Below are 16,004 nucleotides of genomic sequence, written 5' to 3'. Positions count from 1 at the left end.
GGCAATACCTGCTTGCGCTGCTACACGGGCCGATGCAGACCAAGGGTTGACACCAGGCACGTCGCCCCACCATTATCCAGCCATACCTACGCAACGGGTTTGCCAGCATGTCCATGTCCAACCACGCCATTTCCGCTTCGGGCTTCATTGCCCAGGCAGAGGCGTGCGTTGCCGTTGCCAAGAAATCCAAGAAACAGCCGCTCATCTGACCGAGGCGCGCTGTCTCGTCAGGTGGGCTGACGAGACAGAAGGCGCCAGGTATCCCTGCCAGACCACTTCGACTCCTCACCCGCTGACGCTGACTTTCGGTCAACATCAGGAGTTTTTGCATGTCGAATTTCCGTGGTATCTGGATTGCCCTTGTCACGCCCATGCGCGCCGATGAAGTGGACTTCGCCGCACTGGAAAAGCTGGTGAAGAAGCTGCTCGAAGACGGCGTGGCCGGTTTTGTGGTGTGCGGTACCACGGGGGAGGCGGCGGCACTGTCCAAGGCCGAGCAACTGGCTGTGCTGGATGCCGTGCTGGCCTGGGCGGCGCCAGGCCAGGTGGTGATGGGCCTGTCGGGTTACAACCTGCGTGAGCTGCTGGCCTTCCAGGCTGAAATCCAGCGGCGTGACATTGCTGGGCTTCTGGTACCGGCGCCTTGCTACATCCGCCCTTCGCAGGCCGGCATAGAGGCCTTCTTCAATACCGTAGCGAATGCCGCCAGCGTGCCGTTGATCGTATACGACATCCCGTACCGCACCGGCGTGCGCATCGAGCGCGAAACCTTGCGCCGGATCGTGCGCCACCCCCGTATCGCGGCAGTCAAGGACTGCAGCGGCGACAGCGAAACCACCATGGCCTTGATCCAGGACGGTCATGCCCAAGTGCTGGCCGGTGAAGACCTGCAAATATTCAACAACCTGTGCCTGGGCGGTGCAGGGGCCATTTCGGCTTCGGCCCATGTGCATACGCACCTTTACGTGCGGATGCTGCGGCAGGTGGATAGTGGCGACTGGGCGGCTGCGCGTGGCACGTTCTACCAGTTGCTGCCCTGGATCAGGATGGCCTTTGCCGAGCCCAACCCGGCCGTGGTCAAGGCGGCATTGCAGTTCCAGGGCTTGATGACCGACGAGCTGCGCGAGCCGATGCAGCCTTGCACTCAAACGACCAGAGACAAACTGCTGGCTGTGCTGGCGCTTCCCGATGCCCTGTAGGCGATGGCCCAGCCTTTGCCTCCCACGAAAAAGCCAGGCATCAGGTCTGGCAGGTGATCAGAAAAAGTAGAGCTGGGTGGGGTTGTCGCGCAATATCAGAGCTCGAGTCTGTTCCTTTGGTGCCCAGTGCATCAGCAGGTCGAGGATCAGCGCATCATCGGGTTTCTGTTTGACGGGCAGCGTCGGGTGCGGCCAGTCACTGCCCCATAGCATGCGATCAGGGCGATGGCTTATCAATGTACTGGCGACTCTGCCGACATCCTCGAACAGCGGTGCTCCGGTCTTCGAGCGCAGGTAGGGAGCCGACAGTTTGATCCATGCTCGGTCGGTGTCCAGCAGCCGCACCAGCGCGGCGAAAGCCGGCGACTTCAGCGCTAAGGGCTGCGGTACATGGCCCATGTGGTCGATAACGATTTTGCCCGGCAATGCCAGCAAGCGTGGGGCAATCTCGGGCAGTAGCGGCCCGGGAGCGACCTGCACGTTCCAGCCCATTTCGCCGACTCGCGCGGCCAGGCTTTCCAGCCCATCGAGTGCCTGGTTGCCAACGCTCAGGTTGAAGCGGATACCCCGCACGCCCGCCTGGTGTAATTCGGCAAGCTGCGTGTCGGTAATCGCACTCGACACAACCGCCACGCCTCGGGCGTCGCCCCCACTGCGTAACAAACCCTCGAGCATCACGCGGTTATCGGTGCCGTAGGTTGACGGCGTGACGATGACCATGCGGCGGATGCCCAGGCGCTCCTGCAACCTGCGGTAATCCTGCAGCGAGGCGTTCGGCGGCAGCAGGGTAGCGCCAGATGCGGCCGGGATGCGGCTGTCGTAAAGGTGCATGTGGCAGTCGATGCTGCCTTCAGGCGGCGTCAGGCGGGGGGGCGCATCGCCTTTGCTGAACGGCGCATCGGCCATGGTGCCCATGGAGGCGACAGCGCCCAGTGCGCCGGTGGCGAGCAAGAATTGGCGACGAGACAACGTCATGGCTATTCCTCTTTTCTTGTAATTATGAAAGACGATGCCCACGTTCATGAGGCAGGAAAGTGGGCATCGAGGTGCGGCTTGTGCGGTTTATTTTGCGCTGGCGGCGCCGGATGTTTCAGCTTGCTCGCGCTGGCGCTTTCGGCCGATTACCAGTACCGCGACACCGGCTACGGTGCACAGCGCGGCCAATGGCATCAGCGCCAGAGAGTAGCTCCCAGTGGCATCGTGAATGGCGCCGTAGGCATTGACCATGAGGCCACCGCCGATGAGGTTGGCCATGGCGCCCACGGCTGCAAGGCCCGCAGCAGCGGTCGAGGAAGACAGCCAGCCAGACACCAGCGCCCAGAACGGCCCTTTCATCGAGTAGGCACCGACCAGAACCATGGTCAGCATCACTATTGTTGCTGGCAGCGACGAGGTGAACAAAGTCATCAACAGTCCTGCCGCGATCAGCAGCATGGTCATTGCGGTGTGCCAGCGACGCTCGCCGGTACGGTCGGAGCTGCGACCCCAAATGATCATCAGCACCGAGGCTATGCCGTAAGGGATGGCGTTCACCAGTCCGATCTCCATGGCACTGAGGCCAAAGGTTTTCAGTAGCTGAGGGGCCCATACGCTCATGGTGCTGCCTGCGGCAGAAGCACCCGAGTAGATCAGTGCCAGCACCCAGATGTCTTTGTGGCGCAGCAGTTTCCACAGCGAGATATGGCCGATGGCGGTCTTTTTCGACGCTTCTTCAGCCAGGCGCTTGATGAGCCAGCCGCGCTGCTCGTCACTGAGCCACTTGGCCTGCTCGGGGCGATCGGTAAGCACAAACAGGCAGGCGATGCCCAGCAGAACGGCAGGGATACCTTCCAGAATGAACAGCCAGTGCCAGCCGCGCATGCCCATCCAGCCATCCAGGCTCAGCAGCAACCCTGACAGCGGTGAACCTATGAAATTGGCAGCCGGGATGGCCACCATGAACAGCGCCACCATCCGCGCACGGTAGGCCGACGGCAGCCAGTAGGTGAGATACAGCAGTACACCCGGAAAGAATCCGGCCTCTGCCGCGCCCAGCAGAAAGCGCATCACGTACAAGGAGTTGGCGCCCTGCACAAACGCCGTGCCTGCCGAGATCAGGCCCCAGGTAATCATGATGCGGGCGATCCAGATGCGAGCACCGTAGCGTTGCATGGCCAGATTGCTGGGCACTTCGACCAAAAAATAGGCAAAGAAGAACAGGCTGCTGGCAAAGCCGAAGATCTTGGCCGTGAGCTGCAGGTCCTCGTTCATCTGCAAGGAGGCCATGCCAATGTTGCCGCGGTCGATGATTGCGATCAGGTAGCAGACGATCAGGAACGGCAGCAGGCGCCAGGCGACTCGGCGCATGGTGCTGCGTTCGAGTTCATTTGGCAGGGATGTTGCTGAAGTCATGGTGCTCTCCAATTGTTTTTTTTCTGGAGTGATGCGTCGTGAACGCGTCGCTTTTCACCAAGCGGGCGCGTGAAGCGTGGAGTGATCAGTTGGCGAACAGGTGGCGGTTGACCACGCAACGCGGGTCCAGAGCATTACCCGCCCAGACATCGAGAATCTGTTTCAGCGCTACCAGGCCCACACGGTCCCGGGCCTCGGTGGTGTTGGCGCCGACATGCGGCGTGGCGACCAAGGTCGGCAGGCCCCACAACGGGCTGTCGGCAGGCGGCGGCTCGGGGTTGAAGGTGTCCAGGCCGGCACCGGCGATGCGGCGTTCGCTGAGCGCTTTGACCAGGGCGTTAGTGTCGATCAGCTCGCCCCGGGCGGTATTGATCAGGATGGCACCTGGGCGCATGCGCTCAAGCTGGGCAGCGCCGATCAGGTTGTGGTTGGTCTCGGTCAGTGGGCAGTGCAGGCTGATGATATCGCTATCAGCCAGCAGGCGATGGAAATCCTCTTCACGTTCAACGTGCGGGCGGTCTGGCAGTTGCTTGAGGTAAGGGTCAAATACCTTGACTTTCATGCCCAACGGCGACACCAGGTCCATGAGGATGCCGCCGATCGAGCCCAGGCCAATCAGGCCCAAGGTTTTGCCCGAGAGCTCGATGCCGTTGGCAGAAGCCTTGTCCCAATGCCCGTCACGCATGCGCGCGTCCAGCAGTGCGGTTTGGCGGGCCACGCTGAACATCAGGGCGAAGGCCAGCTCGGCCACCGACTGGGCGTTGGCGCCTACGGCGATCGATACCGGGATGCAGCGGTCTGCGGCGGCCTGGATGTCGATGGTGTTATAGCCCACGCCGTGCTTTGCGATCACTTTCAGTTTGTCCGAGGCCTCGATCATGGCGCGGGTCAGGTTGCCCTGGCGTACCACGATGGCATCGGGCTGTTCGGCGCGAATGATGGCTTCCAGTTCTTCGGCTGGCAGGTAGGGCGTGGTGGGAACGATTCTGACGCCCTGTTCGGCGGCAAGGTTCATGGCCTCGGCGGCAAGCTCTGGGCCGGTCAGCAGAATGGTGCGGGACATCGTGGGTACCTTGTTCTTGTCAGGGGCAGTCAGCCGCGCATCTGCGGCAATGGTCTAAACCCTATCATAATGAAACGCTGTTGCAAGAAAATTAAAATCTATCGCGTAGACAGGCGGGTCTAGGCTGAAAAATCTCATTGCAATGATTTTAATGAAATGACATTCTAAAAACACATTCGGCAGCAGCCGATGACATCGAATAACACCAAGAGAGGTATGTCACATGAGCATTGGCTTCCAAGTGCTTGAGCGCCCGCGTAAGGTTGGCGAGGAGTGGGTTGCACGCTACCGTGAGGTTCCGGTCGCTAATGTCAGCGACTCGATGAATCGCATGACGGCTGGTGGAGCCCGCTTGCGCCCCATGCATCGCCAAGGCGTACTGTGCGGCCCGGCCTTGACCGTCAAAGCCCGTCCAGGTGACAACCTCATGCTGCACTACGCGATCGACATCGCTCAGCCGGGCGATGTGATCGTGGTCGATGCCGGCGGCGACCTGACCAACGCGCTGATCGGTGAAATGATGGTGGCCTACGCGGTCAAGCGTGGCGTGGCTGGTATCGTCATCAATGGCGCCATCCGCGATGCTGCCAACATCGGCGCGGGTGAATTCCCGCTGTTCGCTGCAGGTGTTTCGCACCGTGGTCCTTACAAGGATGGCCCGGGCGAGATCAACGTGCCGATCGCCATCGATGGTATGGTGATCGAGCCGGGCGACCTGGTGATCGGTGATGACGATGGCTTGCTGTGCGTGCCTTACGACCATATTTCCGAGGTTTACGCAGGTGCCACCGCCAAACACGCTGCCGAAACCGCGCAGATGAAAAAAATTGCCCAAGGCACCAACGACCGCTCCTGGGTCCTGGAGTCCTTGAAGAAGAAAGGCTGCCTGCTTCCAGGCTGATTCAGCTCCACCTGCGCACCTTGCGATGGGGTGCGCAGTGGCTGATGGACCGGTGTTGGTCGCGGGGCTATTGAGGATTCCAAGACTTGACCGATTTATCACCACAGCACCGCACGCGCTGGCCCGCCGCTGTGCGGGCGCTCTCTCATCGCAACTTCCAGATCTATTTCGTCGGCCAGGGTGTTTCCACGCTGGGCAAGTGGGTGCAGCAGGTTGCATTGGCTTGGCTGGCCTATCACCTGACCGGTTCGGCCGTGCTACTGGGGCTGATCACCTTTCTGTCGTTGGCGCCGCAACTGGTCATCGGCCCGCTAGCGGGAGCATGGATCGATCGCCACGACAAGCGCCGGCTGCTCATCATCGTGCAAATGATCTTGATCGTGCAGTCGCTGGTGCTGGGCGTCGCAACCTGGCTGGGCTGGGTGGACGGGCCGTTCATCGCCGGCATGGCCCTGCTGCTAGGCCTGCTCAACGCCCTTGAAACGCCACTGCGCCAGGCGCTGATCGGCAGCTTCGTCGACAACCCGGGCGACCTGCCGAATGCGCTCGTGCTCAATGCCATGCTGATCAATGCCGCGCGCTTCGTTGGCCCGCCACTGGCCGGGGCGCTGATTGCCTTTGCCGGGGAAGCAGCCTGTTTCCTGCTCACTGCCGTGGCTTTTCTCGCGCTGTTGGGTGGCTTGCTCAAGGTCCGCGGTACTGCCAGCCCCAAGGCCGGCGGCTCAACCGCTCAGGTGTTCCGCGAGGGTCTGCACTATATGTGGCAGACCCGCAACGTGCGCCAGCTGTTGGTCAACGTGATCATGATCAACTTGCTGGCTTCCTGTTACGCGGCACTGTTGCCCATCCTGGCCAGCGCGGTGTTCGCCGGAGATGCGCGGGTGTTGGGTTGGCTATGGGGGGCTGCAGGAGCGGGGGCGTTCGTGGCGACGCTGGTGTTGGCGGTAGGCGGCGCCTTGCCACGGCTGCGACAGTTCACCGAGGTCGGGGCGCTTTCGTGCGGGGTCGCCTTGATGGGCCTATGGTTGGCGGGGGAGCTGCCGCTGGCACTGCTGGCGTTGGCGGTATTGGGTTTTGGCATCACATTGAGCAACGTCAGCACCAACATGCAGTTGCAGAGCGGCGCGCCCAGCCATTTGCGCGGCCGGGTCATCGCCTTCTACATTGCCATGCGCTTTGGTTTCGAGGCTTTGGGCGGCATGGCCGCAGGTTTGATCGCCGCTCGATGGGGCGCGCCGGAGGCACTGGGGGTCGCCGGCGCGGTGCTGATGCTGGGGCTGTTGGGGCAGTACCTCATGTACCGCCGCCATTGATTGCTCAGACAGCATGGCCCTGGGGGGCTTGCCGTTTGGCCGGGTCGCCCAGCAAGACCATCAGGATGATGCCGATCACCAGTATGGCTGCCACTGCGAAGAACGGTATGACGAAGCTGTGAGTGGCGTCCTTGATCATGCCGATCATGAACGGCCCGGTGAAACCACCCAGGTTGCCGATCGACACGATCATCGCCAGGCCGCCGGCGGCTGCGCGGCCGGTGAGGAAGGTCGAAGGGATGGCCCAGAAGGTGGCCTGGAACGACAGGATGCTGGCCACTGCGACGCACAGCGCAGCGATCTTGACCAGCGGGTCTGCTGCTAACGCGGCTGCGACCAAGGCGAGGGCGGCGATAGCCAGCGCGCCAACCACGTACGGCAGACGCTGTTCGCTACGGTTGGCCAAGCGTGCCCAGAGGGTCATGGCGATAGCGCCCAGGAGGTAAGGCACTGCGACTACGAAGCCCAGCTTGTCCGCGGAGATGCCCAGCCCCTTGATGATCTGCGGCAACCACATGCCGATGCCGACCGAGCCCACGATGCAGCAGAAGTTGACCGCCGCGAGGGTGAACACCCTCGGGTTGGTCAGTGCCGAGCGCAATGTATGGCCATGGTTTGCCCCGATCGACTGCTGCTCTTGCGAAATCCGGTTGCCTAGCCATTGCTTCTCACGCTCGCTCAGCCACTTGGCCTTTGCCGGGCTGTCGACCAGCACCCACAGGCAGGCGATCCCCAGCAGCACGGCCGGCAAGGACTCCGTGACCAGCAGCAGTTGCCAGTTCTTCAGGCCCATCACGTCGTGTTGCAGCATCAACCAGCCGGACAGCGGTGAGCCGATGATGTTGGCGGTGGGAATGCCCAGCAGGAAGGCTGCGGTCGCCTTGGCGCGCCACTTGCCCGGGAACCAGTAGGTGAAGAACAGATAGATGCCGGGGGTGAAGCCTGCCTCGGCGACGCCCAGCAGGAAGCGCAGGATGCTGAAGCTGACCGGCCCGGTAGCGAACGCCGTGGCCATCGAAAGCAAGCCCCAGGTAACCATTATGCGGGCGATCCACACCCGTGCGCCAAAGCGTTGCAGCAGCAGGTTGCTGGGCAGTTCGAAGATGAAATAGCCGAAGAAGAACAGCCCGGCTGCCCAGCCGAACATCGTGGCGGTCAGGCCCAGGTCCTGGTTCATGGAGATGGCCGCGAAGCCGACGTTGGTGCGGTCCAGGTAGCTGATGACATAGCAGCAGAAAATGAACGGCAGCAGGCGCCACAGCACGCGGCGCATCAGGCGTTCGCCTTCGGCCTCACTCAGCGGGGGTAGATTCGGATTTTGATCGTTCATGTCGTCTGGTCTTCTTGTAGTTGTCGTCAGTGAAGCGGGGCGTTGTCAGCAGTGCGAGAACATCGCAAGGCCCGGAGCCTTGGTCCTGACCTGCAAGATGCTGCCCGTCTCGGATTCGGTGATGAACAAGGTCTGGCCGTCGTCGCCGCCAAAGGCGAGGTTGGTGTTGCTGATCCCTGCGCAGGAGACGATGCGTTCCAGTGGCTCGGCGACTTTCGACAGCTTCCACACCGAACCGAAACCGGTGTGGGCGATGTAAAGGTTGCTTTGGGCATCCAGGGCAAGTCCGTCAGGCCCACCCAGCCCGCCGTGCAATTGGGCGAACACGCCGACCTTGCCGACGATCGAGCCATTGCCCAGGGGAATGCGCCAGATCTGTTGGGCACGGGTCACGGCCACCAGCAGGTGGTTGAGGTGGGGGTCGTAGACGATGCCGTTGGGGCTGGGGATAGTGCCTAGCAGGCAAGTCAGGTTGCCCCCGGCGTCGAGCTTGTACACCCGACCTGTGGCGTCTTGCAGGCCAGTCTGACCTTGGTCGGTGAAAAACAGGTCGCCGTTGGGGGCGAACACCAGATCATTGACACCCTTGAAGCCCTCGGAACCGGCCGAGTCGAGCAGCGCCTCGATAGCACCTGTCTGGGGGTCGAGCACCATGATTCCACGCTTGTAGTCGGTGATGAAGATGCGACCGTCCTGGTGAATCTTCAGGCCATTCGGCCAGCCATCGTACTGGCACACCAACTCCCATTCGCCTTGGGGCGAGATGCGGAAAATTCGCCCGTTGGGAATGTCGGTCACGTACAGATGGCCTCGGCGATCGAACGATGGGCCTTCAAGGAACGAGTCGATGGCACGGCCCTGGCGGTTGGCATTGGCCCAGGCAGTCGGGCGCGGGGTGCGGAAGCGGTCGGGCAGGCGGGTGAATACCGTAGTTTCTACCGTGGGAGGGGCAGCAAAGAAGCTCATGGGCGCTCCTGTAGGGCCAGTGGACGCCAAGGCGTCCGGATTGTTGTTTTGATTTGTTTAATGCAACGGCGTTGCAAAATAAACCATAACCGGACGAAGGGTGAAGCGAATTGTGGTGATTCTTTTCGCTAAGGCTCGCTTTATGGTGCGCCTGTTGACGAATTGAGGGTAATCTGACTCCGTATAAAGGAAACGTCGTTTCAAAAAAAATAATAACTGTTCCTCGGAGTAGCTTTTCTTGAAAGCCCAACATTCGACCTGTCGCATTGCACTGGCAGCCATTGGCGGCGTCATCGGCCTGCCTGCTCAAGCCGATCTGATCATCGACAGCCATGCGCAACTGTCGATGCGCAATTTTTACTTCAACAGCGATAACCGAGAGGGCGCGGCGGCGCCTTCTAAAACCGAGGAGTGGGCCCAAGGTTTTCTGCTCGACCTGCGCTCGGGCTTTACCGAGGGTGTGGTTGGGTTCGGCGTGGACGCCACGGCCATGTTGGGCCTGACGCTGGACAGCGGCAGGGGACGGCATCTGGGCGGCAGCATGATTCCTTCCGATGGCGATGGCGCAGCTGACCACTGGAGCAGCGCCGGCCTGACCGCCAAGATGAAATCTTGACCGATGACAGCTCGTTGACCACTGACCTGCGCTATTTCCGCACCCGTGCGGACGGCGCCAACGGCAGCAGCTCGGGGCGTAGCCAAGGCTATACCACCGGGGGTTACATCGCGGGTGGCGATGGCGAAATCGACAATGATCTCTGGAGTGCGGCGTTCAGCTATCGACTGCGAGGCCACTCGCTGACCCTGGGGTATCAAAGCGTTTCCGACGATAGCAACTTTGTGCAGGTCAACCAGGGTTCGATCGACAAGGGGGCTGGCGGCAGCAGCCTGTATTTGTGGACTGACAAGATGCTGCTCAGCTTCACGCGCGCGGGTGAGCGTACCGGTATGAGGCACTGGTCGACAGCGGGTAGTCAGCGCCCTCAACTCAAGGCGCTGAACATACCCTCATGTGACACCGATTGACCCCTTGCCAGCAGGCGCAGCCATTGCCCTGCTGGCTTTTTTATCTGGCCCACGGCGCATGCTACGTTGGCGGGGGCCGACCGTTGTCGGATAATGGGGTTTTTCTGCCCTCGCGTTGAATGGAGGGCCTCAATCGTGTGAGGTTTTGCAAATGGCAAAAGCGCGGCCGCGTCCAGCGGTGAATGGTGTGGCATCGGCAGACCGTGTTTTGACCGTGCTGACCGCTTTTCAGATAGGCGACTCTGCGCTGAGCCTTGTCGAGCTGGTTGAGCGTACCGGGCTGATCAAAAGCACGATCATGCGCTTGATGGTGTCTCTGGAGAACCACGGGTTCATTACCCGCATGGCTGATGGTCGCTATCAGTTGGCGAGTGAAGTCATGCGTTTGAACGCTGTATACCAAGAAGCGCTGGACCTCGAAAAACACGTGATGCCACGCTTGCATTACCTGGCTGAACAGTCGGGTGAAACTGCTTCATTTTATGTACGTCACGGTGCGTATCGGATGTGCCAATATCGCGTCAACTCATCGCATCGACTGCGTTTGAACCTGCAACCTGGTGACATGCGTCCGATGGATGAAGCAGCGGGTGCGCAGGCCTTGCGCGCTCCCTATGAAATCGGGATTGACTTGCAAAAACCTTACTACTCCAAAGGCGCAACGGACCCTCATGCTGCTTCGATGGCGCTGCCCATCTACGGTGCCCAACAGGAACTCATGGGCGCCCTTGTCATTTCAGGGCCTGCGAGTCGTTTGACGGAAGAGTACGCAGAAAGCCTCAAGCCCATGTTCTTCGAAGCGGCACGTGATCTGATGCGAAGCTTGGGCTTCAAGTCTGCGTCTTTGGAGTCCGCTTGAGTCAATAAGCTCGCTGTAAGGTATCTGGCTGCGGACGGCCTCAGGGCGGGGCACAGATCTGAAGCGTTCTCCTCAGCCAGACGCGTGTCACCTGCGCCCAGCCGTACTTGACGGCCTTGTGAAAGGCCGGTGGGGTTGTTCATGGGGTATTTGCCTGTTGTGATGCGCGGGTTCAGTAATTGCCATTCGGCCAGTCGGTGTAGCCCTTGGCTCCGCCGCCGTAATAGCGCTCTCTGGGAGCGATGCTCAGCTCAACACCACGGTGCTGCAGCACAATCTTGCCACCTTTGGCATGCACAGCGTCGGTGACCTTCTTCCAGCCAGCCGTCTGTTCGGCGCTCCAGATACCGGCGGTTGCAGCGTGGCCACGGCCTAGGGCGCTGATGTTGGTTGCCTCGGCGGTGATCAGGGCAGCGCTGGCGCGCTGAGGGCTTTCTTACGCACGGATGCTCATCATACGGGAAGACAGCGGCTTTACATTCATCCCGTATGATAATAGGGTCGTAATCATACGAGGTGTATGTATTTGGGGCCCAGGCGTACGCAGGCCATTCGATAAGGAGAGTCGAGCATGTTCACAACCTACCGCGCATTGTTCCAGGCAAAGGGGGCCAAGGGTTTTGTTCTGGCGGGCCTTCTGGCCCGTATTCCGCTGCCGATGACGGGTATAGGCATCATTACCCTGTTGTCGCAGATCCGCGGCAGTTACGGCCTGGCGGGTGCAGTGGCAGCCACCTTCGTATTGACCTATGCCCTGTTGTCGCCTCAGGTCTCGCGTCTGGTCGACCGCTTCGGCCAGCGCCGGGTATTGCCAGCCGCCGCCGGGCTCAGCGTGCTGGGCATTCTCCTTCTGCTGGCGTGCAGCTATTGGCAGACGGCGGACTGGGCGTTATTCGCTGGCGCCGCCCTGGCCGGCTGCATGCCGAGCATGTCGGCCATGGTGCGTGCCCGCTGGACTGCGATCTACCGCGGTAAGCCTCAGTTGCAGACAGCCTTTTCGCTAGAAACCGTACTCGATGAAGTTTCCTTCATTGCCGGCCCGCCCATTTCGGTGGGGCTGAGCGTGGCGGTAGTGCCGCAAGCAGGACCACTGGCCGCCGCGGTGCTCCTGGCCATTGGTGCGCTCGCACTGGCCGTGCAGGTCAGCACTGAGCCGCCAGTCAGGGCTGACGCCGACATGGAGCAAGGTAGCGTGTCGATCTTCAGCCTCGCCGATGTGCGCCTGCTGACCTTGCTGATGGTCGCGATGGGCGTGATCGTCGGTACTGTCGACATCGTCAGCGTGGCGTTTGCCGAGCTGATGGGCATGCCGGCTGCGGCGAGTTTCGTGCTGTCGTGCTATGCCATCGGCTCCTGCGTAGCGGGGCTGGTGTTCGGTGCCCTGAAACTCGATACGCCACTGCGCAAGCTGCTGCTAGTGGGGGGGCTGGCGACCGCGGCGACCACCTTGCCGCTGCTGCTGGCAGGCAACATCATCGGGCTGGCCGCAGCAGTCCTGGTCGCGGGCCTGTTCTTTGCGCCCACCATGATCGTGGCGATGTCGCTGGTAGAGCGCATTGTTCCGCACAACAAGTTGACTGAAGGCATGACCTGGTTGCTCGCTGGCCTCAACGTCGGGGTTGCCGGCGGGGCTGCGGCATCGGGGCAGGTTGTCGATGTGTTGGGTGCCAAGGCCGGATTCAACGTGGCACTGGGCGCCGGCGTGGCGGTGTTGCTGGTCGCTTTCTGGAGTTACTGCCGCCTGCGGGAGCGGGCCGCCGATCGGATTGCCTTGCCTCCACCCTGCATCGAGTAAGGCGAAGAGGGCAGGAAGCAGGCGCTTGTCAGCGCGCGTCGAGATCAAGACAATGGCTACAGGTTGTATGACGGCACTCGCATACGCTCACCTCATGCCGCCTGAAGACAAGGAGTAGCTGGATGGTTCGCCGCACTCGCGCCGCAATGGAAGAAACCCGAGCCACGTTGTTGGAGACTGCACGCAAAGTATTCAGTGAACGCGGCTATGCGGACACCTCCATGGATGATCTGACGGCCCAGGCGGGCCTGACGCGGGGGGCGCTGTACCATCACTTTGGCGACAAGAAGGGGTTGCTGGCGGCAGTGGTCGCGCAGCTCGATGCGGAGATGGATGTGCGCCTGTGTGCCATTTCTGACTCGGCCAAGGATGGCTGGGACGGCTTTCGCCAGCGCTGCCATGCCTTTCTTGAAATGGCCCTGGAGCCTCAGATTCAGCGGATCGTGCTGCGTGATGCCAGGGCTGTGTTGGGTGGCGGCTCGCCGGAGGCACAGCAACATTGTGTAGAGTCGATGCGACAGTTGATACATCAATTGATGGTACAGGGCGTTGTCGTCGAAGCTGACGCTCAAGCGCTGGCCTCGTTGATACATGGCAGCTTGGCAGAAGCGGCTGCGTGGATCGCGGAGGCTGAAGACGGCGCTGCGCGCTTGGCGCAGGCAAGCAGGGCGCTCGAACTGCTGTTGCGGGGAGTGCTTAGAAACCAGGTGGCGCAATGAGCGGGTAACCGCAGCCCTTGGAAGAAGCAGAACCTGAGCCTCCGCTCTGGCAGCTTTGGGTCGCCGGTAGGCGCCGGAGTAGATAAGCCGCTTGGAGAGTCAAGTTATCAGTGGAGTGCCGACCCGTTCAGCAAAGCGCCCTCTACCGAAGGAACTTGCACACGCAGTGCAATCAGCAACGCGGCCAGCAGCATCAGCACCGCCGCCGCGACGAATACGCCTGCGCTGCCACCAAGGCTGAACATTGCCCCACCAGCGGCTGCGCCTGTGGCGATGGCCGACTGTACAGACGCAACCACCATGCCCCCGGCGCTTTCCGCCTGGTCAGGGACCGCGCTGGCGAGCCAGTTCGACCACGCCACCGGCACACCCCCAAAGGCCAGGCCCCAGACGGCCAGCAGTACAGCCTGCCCTGGCACCGACGCCGGCAACAGGACCAGCGCCAGTGCCGCAACGCCCACCAGCGCGGGCATCAAGACCAGGGTGGCCAACGGGTGACGAGTAAGCATCCACCCGGCCACCAAGGTGCCGACAAAGTTCGCCACACCAAAACCCAGCAACATCAGCGACAGCCCCTGCGGGCCAATGCCGGTCGTACCTTCGAGGAATGGCCGAACATACGTAAACATCGCGAAGTGGCCGCTGTGCACCAGCACACAACCGAACATCCCCATAGCAATGCCTGGACGCTGCAACACCTCAAGCACCGTGCGCAGGCGTGCCGGCCGACGCGGCGCAAGGCTCGGCAGCGTGAGTGCCTGGAAAGCCAGGGTCACTACACCCACCGCCGTCGCTGCAAAGAACGCGCTGCGCCAGCCATAAAGCCCACCCAGATAACTGCCCAGCGGGACCGCAACTACCGTCCCGATGGCGATGCCACTGAAAATGATCGAGAGTGCTCGCGGTAACAAAGCCCCCGGCACCAAACGCATCGCCACCGCCGCCGCCATGCTCCAGAACCCGCCAAGCGCGATGCCCAGCAAGATACGCATCAACAACAGCACCGCGAAACTGGAGGCAACGGCAACCAACAGATTGGAAGCGATCATCAATGTGGAAAAACCCAGCAACACCCAGCGGCGATCGATACTGCGAGTCAGGCCTGGCACCAACAGGCCGGCGAACAGCGCCACCACGGCTGTCACCGTTACCGCTTGGCCAGCCAGCGCTTCGGATACCCCCAACTCGGTCGCCATCGGCGTCAACAGGCTGGCCGGAAGGTACTCAGCGGTCAGCAAGCCAAACACGCCCATGGCCAACGAGAATACGGCCATCCACGCGGGGGTTGCAGGTTCTGCATCCGGCCCGGCGCCGGGACGGCTGTCGGGTACGGCATTGCATACAAGGTCAGTCATTGCACGGATCTCCCAATCTTCAATTGACCCGTAGTCTAGGCGCGAGAATTTGGATGATCTATGATCTAAAAACTCAATTTTTTGACCAAAACACCTGGATAATGCCGAAAGACCCATTTGCCCTCTCTTCCGATCTCATCAACGAGCTGTTGCGCGGCATGCGCCTGCGCGGTGTCGACTACCGGCGTATCCAAGCGGGCCCGGCCTTCGGCTTGGGCTTCGCTGCCAAACCCGGGCATGCCTGGTTCCACTTCCTGGCGGTCGGCAACGCGGTGCTGCGCATGGAAGACGGGACAACCTATGCGCTGTCCGCCGGTAACGCCGTCTTCATCTCCCATGGTGCGGCCCATCAATTGCTCTCGCATACGCACGTGCCCGTGCAAGAAATTGACCTTCTGGACGGCGAGCCTCTCGGCGACGCCGTCAGCGGGGTGAAAACCGGCACCGATGCCGGCCCCATGCCGACCACGCTTTTGTTCAGTGGCTGCATGGCGTTCGAATTGGGCAGCCTCCATAGCCTTGGCAAGCTGATGCCGGGCCTGATGCTGATTGATGCAGGCGGCCAGCGTTATCCCGGGCTGGTGCCTATTCTCACCACCATGGAGCGCGAAGTCAGCGCCGCACGCGTCGGTTTCGCCGGCATCCTCGCGCGATTGGCCGACGTGGTCGCCGCCATGGTCGTTCGAGGTTGGGTCGAGTGCGCCTGCGGTAACGCCTCCGGCCTGGTGGCCGCCCTGCGCGATCCGCGGCTGGCAGGTGCACTTTTGGCGCTGCATCAACAACCGGGCCGCGACTGGACCGTCGAGCAGTTGGCGGAGCAATGCAATACGTCCCGCTCGGTCTTTGCGGAGCGTTTTCAAGTGACGATTGGCATGACCCCGCTGCGCTACGTCACCGAGGTGCGAATGCGGCTTGCCAGCCAGTGGTTGACGCTGGAAAGGATGCCTATTGAAGAGGTCGCGCAGCGTTTGGGCTATACGTCTCAGGCGGCATTCAGTCGGGCGTTCAAGCGTATTACGGGTAAGACGCCTGGGTTGAGTCGGAGGTTGAGGCAGTCGGCTGCCATCTGAAACTGAGTGCAATTAGT

At 61.5% G+C, this 16,004-nt stretch carries 13 protein-coding genes and 2 pseudogenes; 8 read left to right on the top strand and 7 right to left on the bottom strand.

Annotation, left to right across the window (positions count from 1 at the left end; all coding sequences use genetic code 11):
- Positions 1-329: 329 nt before the first annotated feature.
- Positions 330-1,199, top strand: a complete 870-nt coding sequence (gene dapA / locus MRBLPB4O_RS16830; RefSeq protein WP_341795980.1) for a 4-hydroxy-tetrahydrodipicolinate synthase — start codon at positions 330-332, stop codon at positions 1,197-1,199.
- Between the two features lie 57 nt (positions 1,200-1,256).
- Here dapA and MRBLPB4O_RS16825 read toward each other — a convergent pair whose 3' ends face one another.
- The 3 genes from MRBLPB4O_RS16825 to MRBLPB4O_RS16815 all read right to left on the bottom strand — a co-directional run bounded on the left by MRBLPB4O_RS16825 (position 1,257) and on the right by MRBLPB4O_RS16815 (position 4,653).
- A complete protein-coding gene (locus tag MRBLPB4O_RS16825; protein WP_341795979.1) occupies positions 1,257-2,174 on the bottom strand; it encodes an amidohydrolase family protein in 918 nt (305 codons plus the stop codon).
- A gap of 87 nt (positions 2,175-2,261) precedes the next feature.
- On the bottom strand, positions 2,262-3,590 hold the full coding sequence (locus MRBLPB4O_RS16820) for an MFS transporter (RefSeq protein WP_341795978.1): 1,329 nt from the start codon (positions 3,588-3,590) through the stop codon (positions 2,262-2,264).
- An 85-nt stretch (positions 3,591-3,675) separates the two neighbouring features.
- Positions 3,676-4,653, bottom strand: coding sequence for a hydroxyacid dehydrogenase (locus MRBLPB4O_RS16815; RefSeq protein WP_341795977.1), 978 nt, complete (start codon positions 4,651-4,653; stop codon positions 3,676-3,678).
- A gap of 223 nt (positions 4,654-4,876) precedes the next feature.
- Between MRBLPB4O_RS16815 and MRBLPB4O_RS16810 the strand changes: the two genes are divergently transcribed.
- Complete coding sequence (locus MRBLPB4O_RS16810; RefSeq protein WP_341795976.1) at positions 4,877-5,554, top strand: RraA family protein; 678 nt, start codon at positions 4,877-4,879, stop codon at positions 5,552-5,554.
- Between the two features lie 131 nt (positions 5,555-5,685).
- A complete protein-coding gene (locus tag MRBLPB4O_RS16805) occupies positions 5,686-6,867 on the top strand; it encodes an MFS transporter (RefSeq protein ID WP_341798900.1) in 1,182 nt (393 codons plus the stop codon).
- A gap of 4 nt (positions 6,868-6,871) precedes the next feature.
- Here MRBLPB4O_RS16805 and MRBLPB4O_RS16800 read toward each other — a convergent pair whose 3' ends face one another.
- The gene (locus MRBLPB4O_RS16800; RefSeq protein ID WP_341795975.1) at positions 6,872-8,197 is read right to left on the bottom strand and encodes an MFS transporter; all 1,326 of its coding nucleotides are present in this window, start codon (positions 8,195-8,197) and stop codon (positions 6,872-6,874) included.
- 45 nt (positions 8,198-8,242) lie between these two features.
- Complete coding sequence (locus MRBLPB4O_RS16795; protein ID WP_341795974.1) at positions 8,243-9,163, bottom strand: SMP-30/gluconolactonase/LRE family protein; 921 nt, start codon at positions 9,161-9,163, stop codon at positions 8,243-8,245.
- 265 nt (positions 9,164-9,428) lie between these two features.
- Here MRBLPB4O_RS16795 and MRBLPB4O_RS16790 point away from each other — a divergent pair.
- Together MRBLPB4O_RS16790 and MRBLPB4O_RS16785 are read left to right on the top strand one after the other, a co-directional pair.
- Positions 9,429-10,108: pseudogene (locus MRBLPB4O_RS16790) on the top strand (OprD family outer membrane porin); the annotation flags it as partial.
- A 232-nt stretch (positions 10,109-10,340) separates the two neighbouring features.
- Entirely contained in the window at positions 10,341-11,048 is a 708-nt protein-coding gene (locus tag MRBLPB4O_RS16785; RefSeq protein WP_341795973.1) for a helix-turn-helix domain-containing protein, read from the top strand.
- Positions 11,049-11,313: 265 nt separating this feature from the next.
- Here MRBLPB4O_RS16785 and MRBLPB4O_RS16780 read toward each other — a convergent pair.
- Positions 11,314-11,532: pseudogene (locus tag MRBLPB4O_RS16780) on the bottom strand (hypothetical protein); the annotation flags it as partial.
- Between the two features lie 87 nt (positions 11,533-11,619).
- Between MRBLPB4O_RS16780 and MRBLPB4O_RS16775 the strand changes: the two are divergent.
- Together MRBLPB4O_RS16775 and MRBLPB4O_RS16770 are read left to right on the top strand one after the other, a co-directional pair.
- Positions 11,620-12,843 (top strand): MFS transporter, encoded by a 1,224-nt coding sequence (locus MRBLPB4O_RS16775; protein WP_341795972.1) that lies wholly within the window; start codon positions 11,620-11,622, stop codon positions 12,841-12,843.
- Positions 12,844-12,965: 122 nt separating this feature from the next.
- The gene (locus MRBLPB4O_RS16770; protein WP_341795971.1) at positions 12,966-13,562 is read left to right on the top strand and encodes a helix-turn-helix domain-containing protein; all 597 of its coding nucleotides are present in this window, start codon (positions 12,966-12,968) and stop codon (positions 13,560-13,562) included.
- A gap of 107 nt (positions 13,563-13,669) precedes the next feature.
- Here the strand turns inward: MRBLPB4O_RS16770 and MRBLPB4O_RS16765 are convergent, their stop codons facing one another.
- Positions 13,670-14,917, bottom strand: a complete 1,248-nt coding sequence (locus MRBLPB4O_RS16765; RefSeq protein WP_341795970.1) for an MFS transporter — start codon at positions 14,915-14,917, stop codon at positions 13,670-13,672.
- 101 nt (positions 14,918-15,018) lie between these two features.
- On the opposite strand from MRBLPB4O_RS16765, the gene MRBLPB4O_RS16760 reads away from it, so the two are divergent.
- Positions 15,019-15,987 carry an AraC family transcriptional regulator gene (locus tag MRBLPB4O_RS16760; protein ID WP_341798899.1) on the top strand — a complete coding sequence of 323 codons (969 nt, stop codon included), beginning with the start codon at positions 15,019-15,021 and terminating at the stop codon, positions 15,985-15,987.
- Positions 15,988-16,004: the final 17 nt, after the last annotated feature.

Source organism: Pseudomonas sp. LPB4.O (assembly GCF_038383825.1).
GTDB classification, from domain to species: domain Bacteria; phylum Pseudomonadota; class Gammaproteobacteria; order Pseudomonadales; family Pseudomonadaceae; genus Aquipseudomonas; species Aquipseudomonas putida.
The sequence above is the reverse complement of the archived record's forward strand: the minus strand, read 5'-3'. Positions and strand labels throughout refer to the sequence as shown.

Excerpts from the sequence above, each read along its gene's own strand:
- MRBLPB4O_RS16820 (WP_341795978.1), bottom strand. The coding sequence starts at position 3,590 with ATGACTTCAGCAACATCCCTGCCAAATGAACTCGAACGCAGCACCATG.
- MRBLPB4O_RS16770 (WP_341795971.1), top strand. The coding sequence starts at position 12,966 with ATGGTTCGCCGCACTCGCGCCGCAATGGAAGAAACCCGAGCCACGTTG.
- MRBLPB4O_RS16785 (WP_341795973.1), top strand. The coding sequence starts at position 10,341 with ATGGCAAAAGCGCGGCCGCGTCCAGCGGTGAATGGTGTGGCATCGGCA.
- MRBLPB4O_RS16810 (WP_341795976.1), top strand. The coding sequence starts at position 4,877 with ATGAGCATTGGCTTCCAAGTGCTTGAGCGCCCGCGTAAGGTTGGCGAG.
- dapA (WP_341795980.1), top strand. The coding sequence starts at position 330 with ATGTCGAATTTCCGTGGTATCTGGATTGCCCTTGTCACGCCCATGCGC.
- MRBLPB4O_RS16815 (WP_341795977.1), bottom strand. The coding sequence starts at position 4,653 with ATGTCCCGCACCATTCTGCTGACCGGCCCAGAGCTTGCCGCCGAGGCC.
- MRBLPB4O_RS16795 (WP_341795974.1), bottom strand. The coding sequence starts at position 9,163 with ATGAGCTTCTTTGCTGCCCCTCCCACGGTAGAAACTACGGTATTCACC.
- MRBLPB4O_RS16765 (WP_341795970.1), bottom strand. The coding sequence starts at position 14,917 with ATGACTGACCTTGTATGCAATGCCGTACCCGACAGCCGTCCCGGCGCC.
- MRBLPB4O_RS16825 (WP_341795979.1), bottom strand. The coding sequence starts at position 2,174 with ATGACGTTGTCTCGTCGCCAATTCTTGCTCGCCACCGGCGCACTGGGC.
- MRBLPB4O_RS16800 (WP_341795975.1), bottom strand. The coding sequence starts at position 8,197 with ATGAACGATCAAAATCCGAATCTACCCCCGCTGAGTGAGGCCGAAGGC.
- MRBLPB4O_RS16760 (WP_341798899.1), top strand. The coding sequence starts at position 15,019 with ATGCCGAAAGACCCATTTGCCCTCTCTTCCGATCTCATCAACGAGCTG.
- MRBLPB4O_RS16775 (WP_341795972.1), top strand. The coding sequence starts at position 11,620 with ATGTTCACAACCTACCGCGCATTGTTCCAGGCAAAGGGGGCCAAGGGT.